The organism is Streptomyces sp. NPDC088387 (genome assembly GCF_044753385.1).
Taxonomy (GTDB): domain Bacteria; phylum Actinomycetota; class Actinomycetes; order Streptomycetales; family Streptomycetaceae; genus Streptomyces.
Map to the genome: position 1 here is coordinate 253,475 of NZ_JBIVNC010000008.1, position 16,940 is coordinate 270,414.

Below are 16,940 nucleotides of genomic sequence, written 5' to 3' on the forward strand. Positions count from 1 at the left end.
CTGGGGTGGTGGGTCGGTGCTCGGAGGGCCGCTGGACCGGCGGGCCGCGCGACCATGTGGTGTCCGGCGGGTCAGATGAAGGGCGGGTGCGGGCGACGCGGCTCGGTCTCGGTTCGCACCCCGCGTTTGAAGACGGTGGTGTCACAGAGCGGCCGGGCCTGGCAGCCGAGTCGGACGCGGCCCTCGCGTCGGTCGCGAAACGCCTTCAGCGTCTCCAGAGCCTGCGTCTCGGCGGGCCCCGGCGGAGTGAAGTCGTCCTCCGGGCCGTACGCCTCGAACAGGCATGCCGTACACAGGGCCTGGCCGCGGCACCGGGTGGGCCAGGCGTAGCCGTGCCGCTGCGCCGCCGCCATCAGGGTCTCGTCGGGCCGTACGGCGAGAGGGAGATCCAGCGGGAGCACACGGACGACGTGTGCCCCGACCTCGTTGTCCTCGGGGGCGGTCATCGTGGGCCCCGGTCTCAGCCCGCGGCCGGTTCGCCGGACATGTGCCGGTCGACGAAGCGCTCGAAGTTGCGCACCCCGGCCTCCTGGCGGTTCAGCCGCAGCGCGGTGAACGAGCTCTGGTGCAGGCCCGCCTGTACATGGCCCATGTTCGACAGGTCCTGCCCGATCACCTCGCCCCAGCCGTCGTGGTCCTCCCAGGTCGGGTAGAACTCGTGCCGGACCGCGGGGACCTGCTCGTCATCGCCGAAGCGGTGCAGGAACATCACGTCGAAGAGGCAGGTGTCGGGGTCGTCGCCGTTGGGCCTGAACCGGAACAGGATCCAGTTGCCCGCGCTGATCGGCCCGACCATGTTGGGGTAGAGGCAGTAGTCGATGGCCGCGATCATGTCCTCGTCCGGGATGTGTCCGAAGTCCACGCCCCGCAGGGCCGCCGACGCGCGGCGGACGTCGGTCAGGAACCGTACGGAGGGCACGTCGGCGGGCACGTCGTCGAGGGCCTCCACGTAGTCGACGTCGTCCTGGTGGGAGAGGCCGATCGACTGGCTGCTGCGGAGCATGCCGAGGGCGGCCTTGCGGGGATCGCCCAGCTCGCCGAGACGGGGGCTGCCGTCGAGCAGTTCGGGCACGTTGCGCATGAGGTTGTGGGTGTCGTACGTCTCGTAGTGGAACTGGTACGAGCCCGGGGTGCGCCCCTGTCCGTCGCGGACCCGGGGGCGCTCCGCCGGGGGCGCGGGGGTGCCGGCCGGGCCGCCGGAGGCCGGGCGGGTGCCGCTCGCGTAGCCGCTGAGGTCCCACACGTGGGTCGCCTCGATGTGGTACGCCTCGTTGAAGGCCGCAAGCCCGACCTTCCAGTTGCAGTCCATGACGGTGGTGCGGTGGCGGACCAGCCGCATGCGGTCCGGCTCGAAGGGGGCGAGGCCCGCTGCGACGGGTCCGAGGAAGTCCAGCAGCGGTTCGGGGTCCGGGGACGGGTTCACGAAGACGAAGCCACCCCACAGGCCCGTGTGCACCGGGGTGAGGGAGATGTCCGCCCGGCTCAGGGTGCCGGGGGCGAAGTCGTCGGCGTCGGGCACCTCCAGGACGGATCCGTCGAGGTTCCAGCCCCAGCCGTGGAAGGGGCAGCGCAGTTCGTCGCCGGTGCTTCCGGTGCCCGCGCAGATACGGGTGCCGCGATGCGGGCAGGCGTTGTGGAACGCCCGGATCGCGCTCTCGCTCTCGCGTACGACGAGGATGGAGCGGCGGCCGACGGTGTACTCGTGGAAGTCGCCCGGCTCGGGGATCTGCTCCAGGCGGCACGCCATCTGCCAGACCCTGGGCCACAGCCGCTCGTACTCCGCGGCGAGCCACTCCGCGGATATGTAGCGGTCCTTGGGGATCGTCGCGGACTCGGTGTACGGGGGTGCCTGTTCGGTGCGCGGGGAATACGTCGTCATCGTCGTTCTCCTCCTGCGGTGCGGATGGTGGGCGGTCACAGGGCCGCGACGCGGCGGACGGCGGCCTCGATGTCGTCGGCGTCGACCATGAAGGCGGCCTCCAGGGGCCGGCTCGCCGGGACGGGGGTGAACGGGGCGCCGACCCGTTCGACCGGGGCGGCGAGTTCGCCGTACAGCTCGTGGTAGATCTGCGCGGCAATCTCGGCCGAGGGGCCGAAGGTGGTGCGGGCCTCGTGGACGACGACCGCCCTGCGTGTCTTCGCCACGGAGGCCAGGACGGTCTCGGCGTCGAACGGGGCCACGGTGCGCAGGTCCACGACCTCGACGGACAGGCCCTCGGCGGCGAGTCTCTCCGCCACGCCGAGGGCGTCGGCGATCTGGGCGCCGTAGCCGATGACACTGACGTCCGTGCCGGTGCGGGCCACGTGGGCGCGGCCGAGGGGGATGCGTGTGCCCGGCGCGGGGGCCGGCATCCGCACGGGGCGGGCGGTGAGGCTGGACTGCTCGACGAAGACGACGGGGTCGTCGTCGAAGATGGAGGCCGTGAGGAGGCCGTAGGCCTCGACGGGGTTGGACGGCTGGACGACCTTGAGGCCGGGACTGGCGGCGAACCATCCTTCGAGCTGGTCGCAGTGCTGGGCGCCGACACCGCTGCCGGCGCCGGCGAGGGTCCTGATGGTGATCGGGACGGAACTCCGGCCGGCGGTCATGTAGCGCCACTTGGCAGCCGTGTTGTGGATCGGGTCCATGGCCAGGGTGATGAACCCCATGAGCATCACCTCGACGACGGGCCGCAGTCCGGCCTGCGCCGCCCCGATCCCCGCCGCGACGAAGCCCTCTTCGGCGATCGGCGTCGAACGCACCCGGTGGGTGCCGAACTTCGTCGACAGTCCGGCGGTGGCCTTCCAGATACCGCCGTCCTCGGGGTCGGCGATGTCCTCGCCCATGAGGAACACCGCGGGATCGGCCTCCAGCGCGTCGTGCATGGCGAGGTTGACGGCCTTGACGAAGTTGATGTCCTGGCGGACGGGGTCGCTCATCGCTGACCTCCACGGGTCGGGGTGGGTCGTGGGGCGGCAGTGCCCGGGGCGCCGCGGGTCACTCGATCCGGCCGATCTCGGTGCCGACGGCGTAGGTCTCGCCCACCACACCGCTCTGGCGCAGCACTCCGCCGGCGGGGGCCGGGATCTCGTTCTCGACCTTGTCGTTCTCCAGGACGTAGAGCGGATCGCCCTCGGCCACGGTCGCGCCGTCCTCGGCCAGCCAGGCGGAGAGGATGCCCTCCTCCATCGTCCAGCCGAGTTTCGGGACATTGATCGGCGAAGCCACGCGTGACTCCTTTCCGCAGCTTTCCAAACGTGGTAATGCCTCTTCACCTTAATGAACTGAACAGCGATGTCAACGGTCTTCACCACGCGAGGTGAAACCCATTGACCATCTCCCGTGTCTGCTGTTCTGATCGATATGCAGAACGTGATCCGCGGGCTCACTCGAATTCGACGGAGAAATCTTTCACATGGTGATCGCCCCTGGTCGGCGCCGGCACGACGTGATGCCCGGGAGGCATGGTGGAGACAGTGGGGAAGGAGCCTGTGACGGGGCTTCGTGCGCGTGTGCTGGTGGTCGCCCTGTGCCTCGGCGGCACAGTCACCGCCCTTCAGGGCACGCTGCTGGTACCGGTCCTGCCCAATCTGCCACGGGAGTTGGGGACCTCCCCGGCGACGGTGTCGTGGCTGGTGACGGCCACCCTGCTCGCCGGGGCGGTGGCGACTCCGGTCGCCTCGCGGCTCGCGGACATGTACGGCAAGCGGCAGATCCTGCTGTCCTGCCTGGCGATCTCGATCGCCGGCTCCCTGCTCGGCGCACTGAGCCACGGGGTCGCGGAAGCCGTCGCCGCCCGGGCCATGCAGGGTGTCGGCGTGGTCCTGATCCCGGTCGGCATCGCGGTGATGCGCGACGAACTCCCGCCCGCCCGCGTCCCGTCGGGCATCGCCCTGCTCGGCGCGACGCTGGCCATGGGCGGCGGACTGGGACTCCCGTTGGCCGGGCTCGTGGCACAGGGCCCGGGTTGGCGCGCGCTGTTCTGGATCACCGGTGGCGCGGCGGCCGTGGTCTTCTGCCTGGTCCTCGCGGCCGTACCCCGCTCGGACCTGCGCAGCGGCGGAACCTTCGATCACCGGGGCGCGATCCTGCTGTCGGCCGCGCTCGTCGCCCTGCTGCTCGCCCTCACCAAGGGCGGCACCTGGGGCTGGACTTCGGCCGCCACGGCCGGATGCGCGGCGGCCGGGGCGGTGCTGCTCGCGGTGTGGCTGCCGGTCGAACTGCGCGCGCCCCGGCCCCTCGTGGATGTACGCCTGGCCGGGCGGCCTGCGCTGCTCCTCGTCAACGGCGCCGCGGCCCTGGCGGGGTTCGGCATGTTCACCGACCCGCTCGTCACCACCCAACTGCTCCAGGCCGCGCCTTCGACGGGGTACGGACACGGCCTCGATGCCACCGCCACGGGGCTGCTGCTCGCACCGGGTTCGCTCGCCTTCGGGCTGGCCGCGCCCCTCGCCGCGCACCTCGTCCGCCGGTACGGCCCCGAGGTGGCCTTCTGCTCGGGTGCGCTCTGCATGGGCGTCAGCTACGCGGCACGCACCCTGCCCGGACCGGGCCTCGGGTGGATCCTCACGGCCTCGCTGGCCGTGTCGGCAGGCGCGTCGCTCGCGTTCGGGGCGCTGCCGTCGCTGGTGCTGGCTCTCAGTCCCGCGTCGGAGGCGGCGTCGGCGAGCGGTCTCAACGCCCTGATGCGCTCGCTGGGGACGTCGACCGCGAGCGCGGTGGTGGCGGCTGCCGCCGGCGGTGCGCCCGCTCCGTCCTACGGGGTACTCAACGGCGTCTTCCTCGGCGCCGCCCTCGCCTGTCTGCTGGCGGCTGCCGCGCTGGGACCACTGCTTCTCGGCCGGACGGCCTCCCGCGTTCCGGGGGCCATGGTGGATCGTGGCGCGGACCGGGTCGGCTGAGCGAGGGTGGGCGGACGGCGGCGGGCGACGGGCCGCGACGGCATGTCCGGGCACGGGCACGCCCCGTACCGGGCGGAGTTGCGTGGACGCGTGTCCGTCGGCCCGCGTGGACTGCGCCACGGCCACCTCCCTTCGTCGCTGTCGTCTTGCGGCCGGTGTGCCGGTCGTGGACCGCCGGCCGTCACCACCGCACGGTCCACGACCGGTCTTCCGGGCGGTCACGCCCTGCCGCCCGGAGTCGAGGGGCCGTCACATGTGGACGACCGTGGTTCCCTCCGGCGTGGCGTCGGGCCGCCCGCGGCGGAACATGAGCGCCGCGATCACGGCACCGGCGGCGAACAGCCCGGCGGACCACCAGTAGGCGGTCGAGTAGCTCTCCAACTGGGCCTGGGCCACGTTCGCGGCGGTGGGCCGGTGGTCGGCGAGATAGGCGCCGGCCGCGCCGGCGGCAAGGGTGTTGAGCAGGGCCGTGCCTATCGCGCCGCCGACCTGCTGCATGGTGTTGATCGCGGCGCTGCCCGCGCCCGCGTCCTCGCTGCCGATGCCGGAGATGGCCAGGCTCATCGCCGGCGGCATCACCAGACCGAGGCCGGCGCCCAGGACGAGCAGCGGCGGCAGCACGTTCGCGGCGTACGTGCTGTCCAGGTCGAGGGCGGTCAGCCAGGCCAGGCCCAGGGCGGCCATCCCCATGCCGACGGGGATGACGGCCTTGGGGCCGATCCTGGGCACGAGGACGGTGATCGAGAGCTGGGCGACGACCATCAGGATGCCGATCATCGGCAGGAACGCCACGCCCGTCCTCACCGGTGTGAAGCCGAGGGAGGACTGGAGGTAGTAGGTCAGGAAGAGGAACACCCCGAACATGCCGGCGCTGGAGATCGCGACCATCAGGAAGGACGCACCACGGTTCCGGTCCGCGAGGACCCGCAGCGGCAGCAGAGGATGGGGCGTACGCGTCTGCCACCAGGTGAAGACGCCGAGCACGGCGACCGCGGCGGTCAGGAAGCCCCAGGTCTGCGGCGAGGACCAGTCGTGCCGCTCGGCGTTGGAGAAGCCGTAGACCAGTCCGAAGAGTCCGGCCGAGGCGAGCAGGGCACCGGGCAGGTCGAGCCTGGGGCGCCGGGCGGGGGCTCCGCCGGTGAGCAGGACCACGCCACCGATCAGCGCGAGCACGGCGAAACCGAGGTTGACGTACAGGGTCCAGCGCCAGCTCAGGTGCTCGGTGAGCAGACCGCCGAGCAGCAGTCCCACACCACCGCCCGCTCCCCCGATGGCGCCGAAGACGCCGAACGCGCGCGCCCTCTCCTTGGCCTCGGTGAACGTGTCGTTGAGCAGGGCGAGGGCGGCCGGGGCGAGCAGGGCGCCGAAGAGGCCCTGCAACACACGGCCCACAACGAGGAGTTCGAAGTTCTGGGCGGCGCCGGCGAGCGCGGAGGCCCCCGCGAAGCCGACGACGCCGGCGAGGAAGACGGCCTTGCGACCGAAGAGGTCGGCGAGCCGGCCACCGAGCAGCAGCAGGCTGCCGAACGCGAGGGCGTAGGCGGTGACCACCCACTGGCGGCTGCCGTCGGAGAACCCGAGGTCCCGCTGGGCCGAGGGCAGCGCGATGTTCACGATGGTGGCGTCCAGGACGACCATCAACTGCGCGAGGGCGATGACGATCAGGACCCACCAGCGGCGTGCGGATCCGCCCGGGGCTCCGGGCGGGTGCTCCACGCCGGGATCGGGGGTGTACGTGGCTGTGGTCATGGCGGCGTGCTCCAGATTGCGGTTGAGGAAGGCCCCCGTGGTACGGATCGGGCCTGGTGGGAGGCGGTCGGTCCCCGGGACCAAGCGAGGTGAATACCATTCACCTCCACTAGTGAAGAGTGTTAACCTTGGCGCCATGACTGTCAAGCGACGCCGTTCCGGCCAGCATCACGGCGATCTCCGAAACGCCCTGGAACAGGCGGCCCTGGAGCTGGTCAGCGAGCGGGGGCCGCACGGGTTCACGCTTGCCGAGGCATGCCGGCGAGCCGGGGTGAGCCCCTCGGCTCCCTACAAGCACTTCGCCGACCGGGACGCCCTGCTCGCCTCGCTCGCGGCGCGCGCCTTCCGGGTCCAGCACGCCCTCTTCGGGGCGGCCCTCGACTCCGCGCCGGACCCGGAGGCGGGGCTGAGCGCCTTCGCCGCGGCGTACGTGCGCTTCGCGGCGCAGGAGAAGGCGCTCTTCGACATCGCCTTCGGGATCGGTGTCGACGCCAAGCGCCACCCCGAACTCGTCGAGGCGGGGACAGCCCTGCGCGACCTGCTCATGCCGGCCGCCCGCGCGATCGCGGGCGACGAGTCGGCCGCGTTCGATCTGATCGTCCGCGTGGCCGCCGCCGCGCACGGCGAGGCGGTCTTCCTCCAACAGGGGATACTCGGCGCCGAGCCCGAGCCGCTGGCATCCGCCGAGGAGCGCGCGAGGGAGACCGCGCGAGCAGTCATCGGACAGGTCCGAACTTCGGCGAACTGAATCGAGTGGCCGTCCGGCGACCCGCTACCGGACGGCACCCCCTCGCGCTGGTCCAGCAGACCCCCTCGGGGTGGCGACCTCGCGTCGAGCCATACGTCTCCGCAGGGCGACCCTTCGCCGGACGGCGACCACGCGCGGGACCGCGCACTCCCCGCCCGGGGGCCTGGAGCGGGTTGCCCGGCCCGAGCCCAGGGGTGACGCGAGTGACTGGCGCCCGGGGAAATGATCGGTGCCACTGCGCGGCCGGGCCTGCGCGCGGCGTGACGCCGGCGCGACCTCGCCGAGGTGACGGCATCAACCCTGCCGGCCCGGCACCCCGTCACCGTCGACTTTGCACGGCCCGGTCTCATGGTGAATACTCTTAACCATGAGGTGAAGGTAATTCACCATAGAGATGGACCGGGAGCCGCAATGACTACCACACCCGTAGATTTCGACCAGGCTCTGGAGCGCATTGGCCGGGGCAAGTACGTCAACCTGACCACGTTCCGGAAAACGGGGGCGCCCGTGCCCACGCCCGTGGGCTGCCTCGTCCACGACGGCACGCTGTATGTGCTCACCCCGCCCGACAGCGGAAAGGTCAAGCGCATCCGCAACGGCGGACGGGTTCTCGTCGAGCCGTGCTCCATGCAGGGAGCCGTCCCCGCCGACGCGACTGCCGTGGAGGGGACGGCCCGGCTGCTCGACGAGGCGGGAACCCGGCGGGTCGAGGCCCTGATGGTCCGGCGTTTCCTCATGTACCGCCTGGTCCGGCTCGCCGACCGCGTGACCCGCCGCAGGCGCCCGCTGGTCGCCGTGGCAGTGACCGCCTCCTGAGGGGGCCACACGTACGGGAACGCGCGGCCTACAGCGGGAAAGCGACCCCGGTGAGCTTCTCCGAGAGATCCCACAGGCGGCGCTGGAGCTGTGTGTCGTACGACGCATCGCTCGACCGGACGACCTTGGGACGGCCGGAGCTCTCCAGGAAGCCGTCGGGTCCGTAGTACTGCCCTCCTTCGGCCGCCGGATCGGTGGCCGCACGGACCGTCGGCCAGGCACCGCGCTCGGCGGTCTGTATGAGGAGCGGACGGGCGATGAGCCTGAAGGCGACCCGGCCGACAGGGCCGAACGCGCCGACCGCGACCCGCGAACCCTCGGTGTCGGCACCCCCGGGGTGCGCGGCGAGGGCCTGGCACTTCCGACCGGCGAGCCGACGCTGGAGTTCGTAGGTGAACAGGAGGTTGGCCAGCTTCGAGTGGGAGTAGGCCGTGCCCCCGTCGTAGCCTCGGGTCCGCTGCGCGACGTCGTCCAGCGGCATGGGCCCACGCCTGCGGTGGTCCGCGCTGCTGACGGTCACCACGCGCGCACCCGGCACGTCGACCATGCGGTCGAGCAGCAGGCCGGTCAGCGCGAAGTGCCCGAGGTGATTCACGCCGAAGTGCTGCTCGAAACCGTCCTGCGTCGTCCCCCGGGGTGCGTGCATGACCCCGGCGTTGTTGATGAGCAGATCGATTCGGGAGTACTCGTCGCGCAGCACGTGCGCCGCGGCCCGGACCGAGTCCAGGGAACCTAGGTCGAGCGACTGCACCAGCGCCCGTGCACCGGGGTGCTCCGCGGTGATCCGGTCGCGTACGGCCGCGCCCCGGGCGACGTCACGGACCGCGAGTACCACCGTGGCGCCGCGCACGGCCAGGGCCCTGGCCGTCTCGTAGCCGATTCCGGAGTTGGCTCCCGTCACGACGACGACCCGGCCGTCCTGATCGGGTATGTCGGCGGTGGTCCAGCGGGGCGAGGGCATGGGTTCTCCGGAGTACGTCGGCGCGGGTGTGATTTCCCGGAACGTAACGGAGCCACTCTCCGCTTTCCAGCGGCCTCTCACATGGTGCACGGAGGGGGCTCACGCGCCCTTCATGGTGCCGGCGAAATGCCGGGCCGCGGCGTCGGACGCGGTCTTCATCGGGCCGGGCCGGTCGTAGAAGTCGAACTGAGTTACGCCGTCGAGCCAGAGCTGTTCGACTTCCCGCGGAACCTTCGTGGCGAATTCACGGACACTCTCCGGGCTCGCCGCCGCGTCGCTGTGCACCAGCAGGAGCGGCTGCGTGAGGTGATCCGCCGAAGCCTGGGCGTCGTACTCCAGCCACTTTCCCCATGACATGGCATTGAACGTGTTGTCCCACTCGGGGATCATCCCGCGGTCGGGATTGGTGTAGTAGTCGGCGCCGGGAACGGAATTCTCCGGGGTCTGCTCCACCACGGGACCGAGCGCTTCCTTTCCGCTCCGCCGATACTCGTCCTCGGCCTCGCCCGCAGCTTTCCGGAGAGCTGCGACGCCCTCGCCGCCACCCGTGTGCTCGGCGACGGTCGAGCGGCTCGGCAGCGCCGGCGCGACGAGGGCGAGCGAGCTGATGAGGTCGGTCCTGGTCGCGGCCGTGGCCATGTAGGCGCTGCTGGCACAGATACCGAGGCCGCCGATCGCACGCGCGTCGACGTCCGGGCGGGTCCCCAGATACTGCGCCGCGGCCACGATGTCCTCCGCCTTGGCGAAGGGATCCTCCATGGACCTGGGACGCCCGTCGCTCTCCCCCCAGCTGCGGAAGTCGAACGTGAGCGCGATGTAACCGCGGGCGGCCATTTCGCGGGCGTAACCGGCGGACATCTGTTCCTTGACCGTGCCCCACGCACCGGTCACGACGAGTGCCGGAAGTCGTCCCGAGGTCTTCGCCGTCGGCGGCAGGAAGAGTTTCCCCACCAGGTTTGTGCCGGACGAGGTGAACGTCACTCGCTCGGTGCGTACCGCCCTTTGTGTTCCAGTCGACGATTCCATTTCCACTCCTCGATGTTGCATTGAAAGTGCACGCGGCACGGCCGGTGCATCCTTGACTCTCCATCGAGGTTAACACCATTCACCATATTTCCGCAGACGGCCCGATCGCGGGATGCGCGCGCCTCGTGCCGGCGGAGCGAGGGGCAGCCGACGGCGACCCGCCGTGATGGGCCTCGCCCGGGTCAGACCTGGTTGTTCCACATGCGGAACACCGTGCACTTCGCCCGCTCGTCAAAGGTCACGGTCCACAGGTTGGCGAAAGTGCCGAGCTTCTTGTAGACGCCGGTGCCGCCGATGGCCGCCGTGTCTCCGTTGAGCATGAGGAGGGTCCAGTCGAAGTCCCAGCCGCCCTGCTGCCACTCCTCCCGGCTCCGCCAGCCCGCCACGATCGCCTCGCGGCCGATCCAGTGGGTCTCGTAGGGCCACTCGTGGTACTCGGCGTCGGACGCGAACAGGGCCGCGATGTCCGTCGGCGCGTTGCTGTGCCAGGCCCGCAGGTAGGCGGCCACCCAGTCCTCCACTTGCCGTTTCGTGGGCACGGTCGGCTCCCTCTTCGGTGTCGTCGGTTCGGGGTTGGTGCTGTGACCGGGGTTCAGGCCGTGGTCGTCGAGGCGGCATCGGACCGGCGTAGCGTGATGGTCCGTGGCGTCGTGAACTCCAGCAGTCCCTCGGGCCCGCCCTCCGAGCCGAGGCCGGACTGTTTGTGACCCGCGAAGGTGACGTCCGGGGTGAGGTGCTGGACCTCGTTGATCCACACGGTGCCGGCCTCCAGGCGGCGTCCGACGGCGAGGGCCGCTTCCGGGTCGGCCGACCAGACGGACGCGCCGAGTCCGTACTCGCCCGCGTTGGCCCGGGTGACGGCGTCCTCGACGTCGTCGAACCTGAGCAGCGGCAGGACCGGGCCGAACTGCTCCTCCTGGACGATGCGTGAGTCCTCCGGCGGGTTGTCCACGAGTGTCACGGGTACGAAGTAGCCGGGCCGCTCCTGGTCGCGGGGCTGCGGCAGGCCGCCGGCGGCGAAGGTGTGACCGCTCGCCCGGGAGTCGTGCAGAAGATCGAGGACCCGGTCGTACTGCGGGCGGTTCTGGACCGGGCCCAGGCGTACGCCCGGCTCCGTACCGGGACCGCTGCGCACCGTGGCGGCACAGGCGGCCAGGGCCCGCTTCAGGGGCTCGTAGACGTCACGGTGGATGTAGAGACGCTTGATCGCGAGACAGACCTGGCCGCTGTTGGCGAAGGCCCCCCAGAACAGCTTCTCGGCCACGGCCGGGACGTCGACGTCCGGAAGAACGATGGCGGGGTCGTTGCCCCCCAGCTCCAGGGTCACGCGGGTCAGCGTGGGCGCGGCGCCGGCCATGACCTGGCGGCCGGTCCGGGTGGAGCCGGTGTAGCTGATCATGTCGATGCCGGGGTGGCCGGTCATCCGCGGCCCGAGCGCGGCGTCGCCCGACACGACGTTGAGCACTCCGGGCGGCAGTACGTCACGCAGGATCTCGCCGACCCGCAACGTGACCAGTGGGGTGAACGGCGACGGCTTCCACACCATGGTGTTTCCCGCGAGCAGGGCCGGAGCGATCTTGAACCCGGCGTTGCCCAGTGGGTAGTTCCACGGCACGATCGCGCCGACGACGCCCAGCGGGATCCGCCGGGTGACGGACAGCCGCTCCCCGCTGTCCTCGTTGACCGTCTCCGGGAGCGACAGCGCGGCCGTCCCGCGCAGCCAGTACCCGAATCCGAGGATCTCCCCGGCGGCGTCGTCCAAGCTCTTGCCCTGCTCCCGGGTGAGGAGCCGCTTCAGCGGTTCGAGCTGTGCCTCCACGGCATCGGCGACCGCCAGGACGAGCTTGCGGCGCTCCTCGAACGGAGTCCCCGACCAGCCGGGAAAAGCCGCCCGTGCCGCTGCCACGGCCTGGTCGAGCTGCTCGGGCGAGCAGACCGGCGCCCGTCCCGCGACGGTCTCGTCCGCCGGGTCGAGCACGTCGTACTCGGTCGCTCCCGCCATCGCCTTGCCCGCGATCGTCATGGTGAAGCCGGTGGTCATCGAAGTCTCCTGGTGTGGTGATCGGTACGGCCACAGGTCCCGGTGGCTTGCGGACGACGGCGCCGCCCGATGCGGATCAGGCCGTCGGATCCACCCTGATGTCAGGCCCTCTGACGTCCGCGGTCGCAGAGAGAAGGCACACCACCGACTGTGGGTCGCTCGGCACCGACCAGGAAGGCCGTGTCCGCCTAGGAGTGCCGCACCCAGGAACGAGCGTCCGAGCCCTTCCGGAGGCGGCCGGGACGGTCCCGGAGCCACCGCGGCCATCCGGACCTTCCTCGCTTCTCGGGCACGACCAGGCGGCCGGGGAGGCGGCGTACGATGCGGGAATGAGCGACCACGAGCTGGGCGAGTTCCTCCGCGCACACCGTGCTCGGGTGAGTCCCGCAGACGTGGGAATGGCCACGTCCGGCATGCGCCGTGTCGCCGGCCTGCGGCGCGAGGAGGTCGCCGTCCTGGCCGGGGTCAGCGCCGACTACTACGCGCGGCTCGAACAGGGGCGGGAGACCAACCCCTCCCCCCAGGTCATCGACGCCATCGCAAAAGCCCTTCGGCTGGGAAACGACGCACGCTGGCACGCCTACCGGCTCGCCGGCCTGCTGCCGGGATCGTCACCCGCCGCCTTGCAGGAGCCCGTGCACCCGGCCCTGCTCCAGTTGATGGACGCCTTTCCCACCGCCGTGGCCTACGTCGTCAACCACCGGCTGGAGATCCTCGCCTCCAACTCCCTGGCCGACGCCCTGCTCTCGCCGCTGGCCGACCCGCGCCGTATGGTCCGTTCCCTCTTCCGGGATCCGGCGGCCCGCGAGCTGTTCGCCGACTGGCAGACCGTCGCCCGCGACTCCGTCGAGGCACTGCGCCTGGCCGCGGGACGGGAACGCCACGATCCCGAGATCGCCGCGCTGGTACGAGAACTCCAGGCCGACAGCCCCGAGTTCGCCGCCATGTGGCAGGACCTCAGTGTCAGCGGCCTGGGCCGCAAGACCAAGGTCTTCGACCATCCGGACGTCGGCCGGATCACCCTCACCTACCAGGCGTTCGACGTGCAGGCCGCCTCCGGCCAGTACCTGCTGGTCGGCACCGCCGAGACCGGAAGCACCAACGCGGACGCCCTCGCGCTCCTGGGATCCCTGCACGCCGCCGGCCGACCGAACGGCGTGCAGCGGAGCGGCGACTGACCACGCCGGATCGGGCCGGGCCCGGGGCGTGCGGGGAACAGTGGGCGATGAGCCGGGGGCTGTTCAGCCGACCGGCTTGTCGAGGACTCCCTCGGAGTGGCTGAACGTGTCGATGGAGTACTCGCCGTGGTACCGGCCCATGCCGGCCCATGACGGCCTCGTTGCGCGCCCAACGCGACTGAGCCATGACAGCCATTGGTGCCGGGTGCGAAGGTGTCTCCATGGTGCTGTGCTATCGGACCAATGGACCGGAGTTCGACTTCCCGCCCTTCACCGGTCTGCCGCCGGTCCGTTACGTGGTCGCGTCGACCCCCCGGTGCGGCAGCAACATGCTCGCCCGCGCCCTGTGGCACACCGGGTCGGCCGGCTTCGCCGAGCACTACCTCGCCGACGCGTTCGTGCTGGACTACCTGGAGCGGTGGGACTTCGACTCCGGTGATCCGCAGGAGCTGGCGGCGGGCTACGTACGGCAGCTGATGACGTGGCGGACCAGCCCCAACGGTGTGTTCGGGCTGCGGATCTCCGCGGGGCACCTCAGGAGCCTGGAGGTCGATCCGTACGACCTCCTCCAGGGGCCCCGGTACATCTGGATCCAACGCAGGGACCGGCTGCGGCAGGCCGTGTCGTACACCATGGCCGAGCAGACCGGCGTCTGGATCCTGGACGGGACCTTTCTGCCGGAGGGGAGGACGCGTGCCGCTCCGCGGTACAGCTATGAGGACGTCCGCCGGCATCTGCGGCTGCTCGACCGGGAGACGTCGGCCTGGGAGGACTACTTCGGCCGGCACGGCATCGCCCCGCATGTCGTCGTCTACGAGGACCTGGTCGCGGACTACCGGGCAGGCCTGCTGGGCTGCCTCGACTTCCTCGGTGTCGGCGCGCCCGCATCGGTGCCGGCTCCGGGGATCAGGCGTCAGGCCGACGGGTTGACGGAACAGTGGGTCGAGAGGTTCCTACGGGATCGTCGTGCTGAGCGGCCAGCGGCGTAGGCGGTACGGCGTCCACCAGAGGTAGCGCCCTGCGCGATGGACCAGGTTCTCGCGCAGGTGACGCTCCAGGACCCGCTCCGTCGACGCCGACGCGACCGCCGGGACGCCGTCCAGCAGCCCCTGGAAACCCGTGCTCCGGGGGGCGTTGACGACCAGACGCCGGAAGGAGCCCCAGCGGTGGTCGCGGATCTCCAGGAAACCGGGGCCGCGGCGGTAGCCGCACTTCGCGATGTGGAACGAGTCGCGCCACGCGGTGACCACATGGTCTTCGTTCGCCGCTCCGGTGGAGTCCCGGTGGATGGCAGCCGGGGGATGCAGATGACTCAGCGCGAGCCACTGGGCCGGGTCGGCCATACGCAGTGTCCAGTCCACCGCGATGCCGTGACCGGTGAGTTCGCGGACGAGGAGGAGGACGGCGACCGCGGACGCACCGTCCGGGTCGGCGAGGTCCACGGGCTCGTGCACCTGGACGAACTGGACGCCGGCGGAGGCGAGTTGCGCGACGGCGTCCACCGGATCGTCCGGCGGCCGGTCGAGGGTGCCGTGGTGGATACCCGGCAGGCGCATGGCCGCCGGGTCGCGGTCCTTCCACAGCGTCAGTTCCGGCGTCACCGGCTGTCTCCCACCGCGGCCGGGACCGCCAGGGCGGGTACGAGCGAGGAGTCGTCCCCGCCCAGTCCGGCGCCGTCGAGCCGCAGCAGGTCCTGGTTGGCCACCGCGGGTGCGACCTGTACGTACTGGCCGCCCTCGGCGAAGACCAGGCCGAGGGTGGTCCAGCGCGCCAGCAGGTCGGTGACGCGCTCCTCCGTCACCTCGCCGGCCGACTCCCCGGCAGCCGCCTTGCGCGCCAGCGCCGCCACGCTGTGCGGTGTGTCGAGCAGTCGGAACACCGTCACTTCGAACGGGTCGGTCAGGTCGAGAAGCCGCCAGGAGAAGCCCGGCCTGGTGTCGACCAGGACGATGTGCCCGCCCAGGTCGCAGTGGGTCAGGCGGGTGCGCGGATATGCCCGCGTCCAGTCGGCGACGGCCGTGCGCAGCCGGTCCCGGCAGCCGTCGGCGATGCCCCGGTTCGGTGAGTCGAAGATGTACACCAGGTCCGCGAGTTCGTCCTCCGGCAGGTCGTAGATGTGGTGGTAGTGCGAGGCGGGGCGCAGTTCGCCGAAGCCCAGCTCCGGCCGGTCGAAGTAGGGGCTGAACCGCTCGACCTTCAGGCGGGTGGAGCCGGCCGGCGGTCCCAGATGGTGCAGCGCGGGCAGCTGGTCGATGATCTCGTCGTAGTCCTGCTCGGTCTCGCCGGGGAAGCCGTAGAGGTAGTTCCAGCTGAGGTTGACGCCGACGGTCTCCGCGTCCCGCAGCAGTCGTACGTTCTGGCAGCCGGTCACTCCCTTGTCCATCAGCTTCAGCACTCGGCTGCTGAGGCTCTCCACGCCGGGCTGCACATAGCTGATTCCGGCCGCGTACAGGGTCGCCAGCTGCTCGCGCCGCAGGTTCGACTTGATCTCGTAGCACAGCCGGAGGTCGTATCCGCTCTCCTGGAGGAGCGGGGCCATGGAGTTGAGGTACGCCATGTCGAGGATGTTGTCGGTGACCCAGACGTCGAGCACGCGGTGGCGCTCGACCAGGCCCAGGATCTCGTCCACGAACCGCCGTGGGTCCTTGCTGCGGAACTCCATGAACGAGCCGTTGAGGCCGCAGAAGGTGCAGTGGTGCTTCTCGCCCCACCAGCAGCCGCGTGAGCTCTCCACCACCAGCCGCGGCTCCACCCAGCCGCCCGCGGTGGACCGCGCGTGCCGCTCGAAGTAGTCGCCGTAGTCGGGGCTGACCAGTGCGCCAGGGGGCAGCGGGGCGGCGTTCATGGGATGTGCCACGGACCTGCCGTCCAGGTCGCGGCGGCACAGGCCGGGGATGGTGGCCAGGTCGCCGGCGTCGCCGTCGCGGAGTGCGGCGAGCAGCCGGGGGAACGCGATCTCGCCTTCGCCGCGTACCACGAAGTCGACCTGGGGGAAGTTGCGGTGCAGCGCGGCGCCCTGCGGGCCGTCGCAGTTGGCGCCGCCGAAGACGGTGGTGGTGCCGGGTGCGAGTTCCTTGACCACGCGGGCCGCCGCGAGGGCCGCCGCGTTCTGCGCGAACGTGGTGGTGAACCCGACCACGTCCGGTGCGGTGGCGGCGATCTTGGCGGCTGTCTCCCGGACGAACAGCGGCGCGAGTTCGTGGAGTTCGCGCGCCTTCGCCAGCATGTGCTCCGGCATCTTCTCGCCGAAGTGCTCCGTGAACTCGGCGACCCGCCAGCGGGGTTGACCGTTGAGCGCGGCCGAGAAGATCCACTCGCTGTGCCCGGAGAAGTACGAGGTCGAGCAGAACTCGTACTCCTCGAAGCCGTATTCCGTACGTGCCGACACCCAGTCGGCGAAGTCGAGGTTGGCGTGCACCACCTCGACGTCGGCGGTGCCGTCGGGGAAGACGTCGAGGATGCGGCGTTTGAGGATGCCGAGGGCCAGGGACGGCGCGTCGAGCGACGACCACGGCATGTCCACCAACACGATGTGCAAGG

16 protein-coding genes are annotated in these 16,940 nt (G+C 71.0%); 5 read left to right on the forward strand and 11 right to left on the reverse strand.

Annotated elements, in window-relative coordinates; translation table 11 throughout:
* Positions 1-71 precede the first annotated feature (71 nt).
* Genes ACIQAC_RS22945 through ACIQAC_RS22960 form a run of 4 tightly spaced genes read right to left on the reverse strand, consistent with a single transcriptional unit; the run spans position 72 to position 3,208 of the window.
* Entirely contained in the window at positions 72-446 is a 375-nt protein-coding gene (locus tag ACIQAC_RS22945; RefSeq protein ID WP_402193740.1) for a 2Fe-2S iron-sulfur cluster-binding protein, read from the reverse strand.
* Positions 447-460: 14 nt separating this feature from the next.
* Positions 461-1,879, reverse strand: a complete 1,419-nt coding sequence (locus ACIQAC_RS22950) for an SRPBCC family protein (protein ID WP_402193741.1) — start codon at positions 1,877-1,879, stop codon at positions 461-463.
* A 35-nt stretch (positions 1,880-1,914) separates the two neighbouring features.
* The gene (locus ACIQAC_RS22955; protein ID WP_402193743.1) at positions 1,915-2,919 is read right to left on the reverse strand and encodes an alpha-ketoacid dehydrogenase subunit beta; all 1,005 of its coding nucleotides are present in this window, start codon (positions 2,917-2,919) and stop codon (positions 1,915-1,917) included.
* Positions 2,920-2,977: 58 nt separating this feature from the next.
* On the reverse strand, positions 2,978-3,208 hold the full coding sequence (locus tag ACIQAC_RS22960; protein ID WP_402193745.1) for a biotin/lipoyl-containing protein: 231 nt from the start codon (positions 3,206-3,208) through the stop codon (positions 2,978-2,980).
* 263 nt (positions 3,209-3,471) lie between these two features.
* On the opposite strand from ACIQAC_RS22960, the gene ACIQAC_RS22965 reads away from it, so the two are divergent.
* Entirely contained in the window at positions 3,472-4,881 is a 1,410-nt protein-coding gene (locus tag ACIQAC_RS22965; protein WP_402193746.1) for an MFS transporter, read from the forward strand.
* A 249-nt stretch (positions 4,882-5,130) separates the two neighbouring features.
* Here the strand turns inward: ACIQAC_RS22965 and ACIQAC_RS22970 are convergent, their stop codons facing one another.
* Entirely contained in the window at positions 5,131-6,630 is a 1,500-nt protein-coding gene (locus ACIQAC_RS22970; protein WP_402193747.1) for a DHA2 family efflux MFS transporter permease subunit, read from the reverse strand.
* Positions 6,631-6,766: 136 nt separating this feature from the next.
* Here ACIQAC_RS22970 and ACIQAC_RS22975 point away from each other — a divergent pair, with 136 nt between their 5' ends.
* Positions 6,767-7,378, forward strand: a complete 612-nt coding sequence (locus tag ACIQAC_RS22975; protein WP_402193749.1) for a TetR/AcrR family transcriptional regulator — start codon at positions 6,767-6,769, stop codon at positions 7,376-7,378.
* Between the two features lie 411 nt (positions 7,379-7,789).
* Entirely contained in the window at positions 7,790-8,194 is a 405-nt protein-coding gene (locus tag ACIQAC_RS22980) for a PPOX class F420-dependent oxidoreductase (RefSeq protein WP_402193750.1), read from the forward strand.
* Between the two features lie 28 nt (positions 8,195-8,222).
* Here the strand turns inward: ACIQAC_RS22980 and ACIQAC_RS22985 are convergent, their stop codons facing one another.
* The 4 genes from ACIQAC_RS22985 to ACIQAC_RS23000 all read right to left on the reverse strand — a co-directional run bounded on the left by ACIQAC_RS22985 (position 8,223) and on the right by ACIQAC_RS23000 (position 12,222).
* Complete coding sequence (locus ACIQAC_RS22985; protein ID WP_402193752.1) at positions 8,223-9,155, reverse strand: oxidoreductase; 933 nt, start codon at positions 9,153-9,155, stop codon at positions 8,223-8,225.
* Between the two features lie 99 nt (positions 9,156-9,254).
* A complete protein-coding gene (locus ACIQAC_RS22990) occupies positions 9,255-10,220 on the reverse strand; it encodes an alpha/beta hydrolase (protein WP_402193754.1) in 966 nt (321 codons plus the stop codon).
* A gap of 143 nt (positions 10,221-10,363) precedes the next feature.
* Positions 10,364-10,720, reverse strand: coding sequence for a nuclear transport factor 2 family protein (locus ACIQAC_RS22995; protein WP_402193756.1), 357 nt, complete (start codon positions 10,718-10,720; stop codon positions 10,364-10,366).
* A 53-nt stretch (positions 10,721-10,773) separates the two neighbouring features.
* Positions 10,774-12,222, reverse strand: a complete 1,449-nt coding sequence (locus tag ACIQAC_RS23000; RefSeq protein WP_402193758.1) for an aldehyde dehydrogenase family protein — start codon at positions 12,220-12,222, stop codon at positions 10,774-10,776.
* Positions 12,223-12,551: 329 nt separating this feature from the next.
* Between ACIQAC_RS23000 and ACIQAC_RS23005 the strand changes: the two genes are divergently transcribed.
* A complete protein-coding gene (locus tag ACIQAC_RS23005) occupies positions 12,552-13,400 on the forward strand; it encodes a helix-turn-helix transcriptional regulator (RefSeq protein ID WP_402193759.1) in 849 nt (282 codons plus the stop codon).
* Between the two features lie 221 nt (positions 13,401-13,621).
* Entirely contained in the window at positions 13,622-14,389 is a 768-nt protein-coding gene (locus tag ACIQAC_RS23010; protein ID WP_402193760.1) for a Stf0 family sulfotransferase, read from the forward strand.
* Here the strand turns inward: ACIQAC_RS23010 and ACIQAC_RS23015 are convergent.
* Positions 14,354-15,001, reverse strand: coding sequence for a DUF5825 family protein (locus tag ACIQAC_RS23015; RefSeq protein WP_402193761.1), 648 nt, complete (start codon positions 14,999-15,001; stop codon positions 14,354-14,356). The two genes, ACIQAC_RS23010 and ACIQAC_RS23015, sit on opposite strands and share 36 nt — an antisense overlap.
* Positions 14,998-16,938, reverse strand: a complete 1,941-nt coding sequence (locus tag ACIQAC_RS23020; RefSeq protein WP_402193762.1) for a RiPP maturation radical SAM C-methyltransferase — start codon at positions 16,936-16,938, stop codon at positions 14,998-15,000. Before ACIQAC_RS23020 ends, ACIQAC_RS23015 begins: the two co-directional genes overlap by 4 nt.
* Positions 16,939-16,940: the final 2 nt, after the last annotated feature.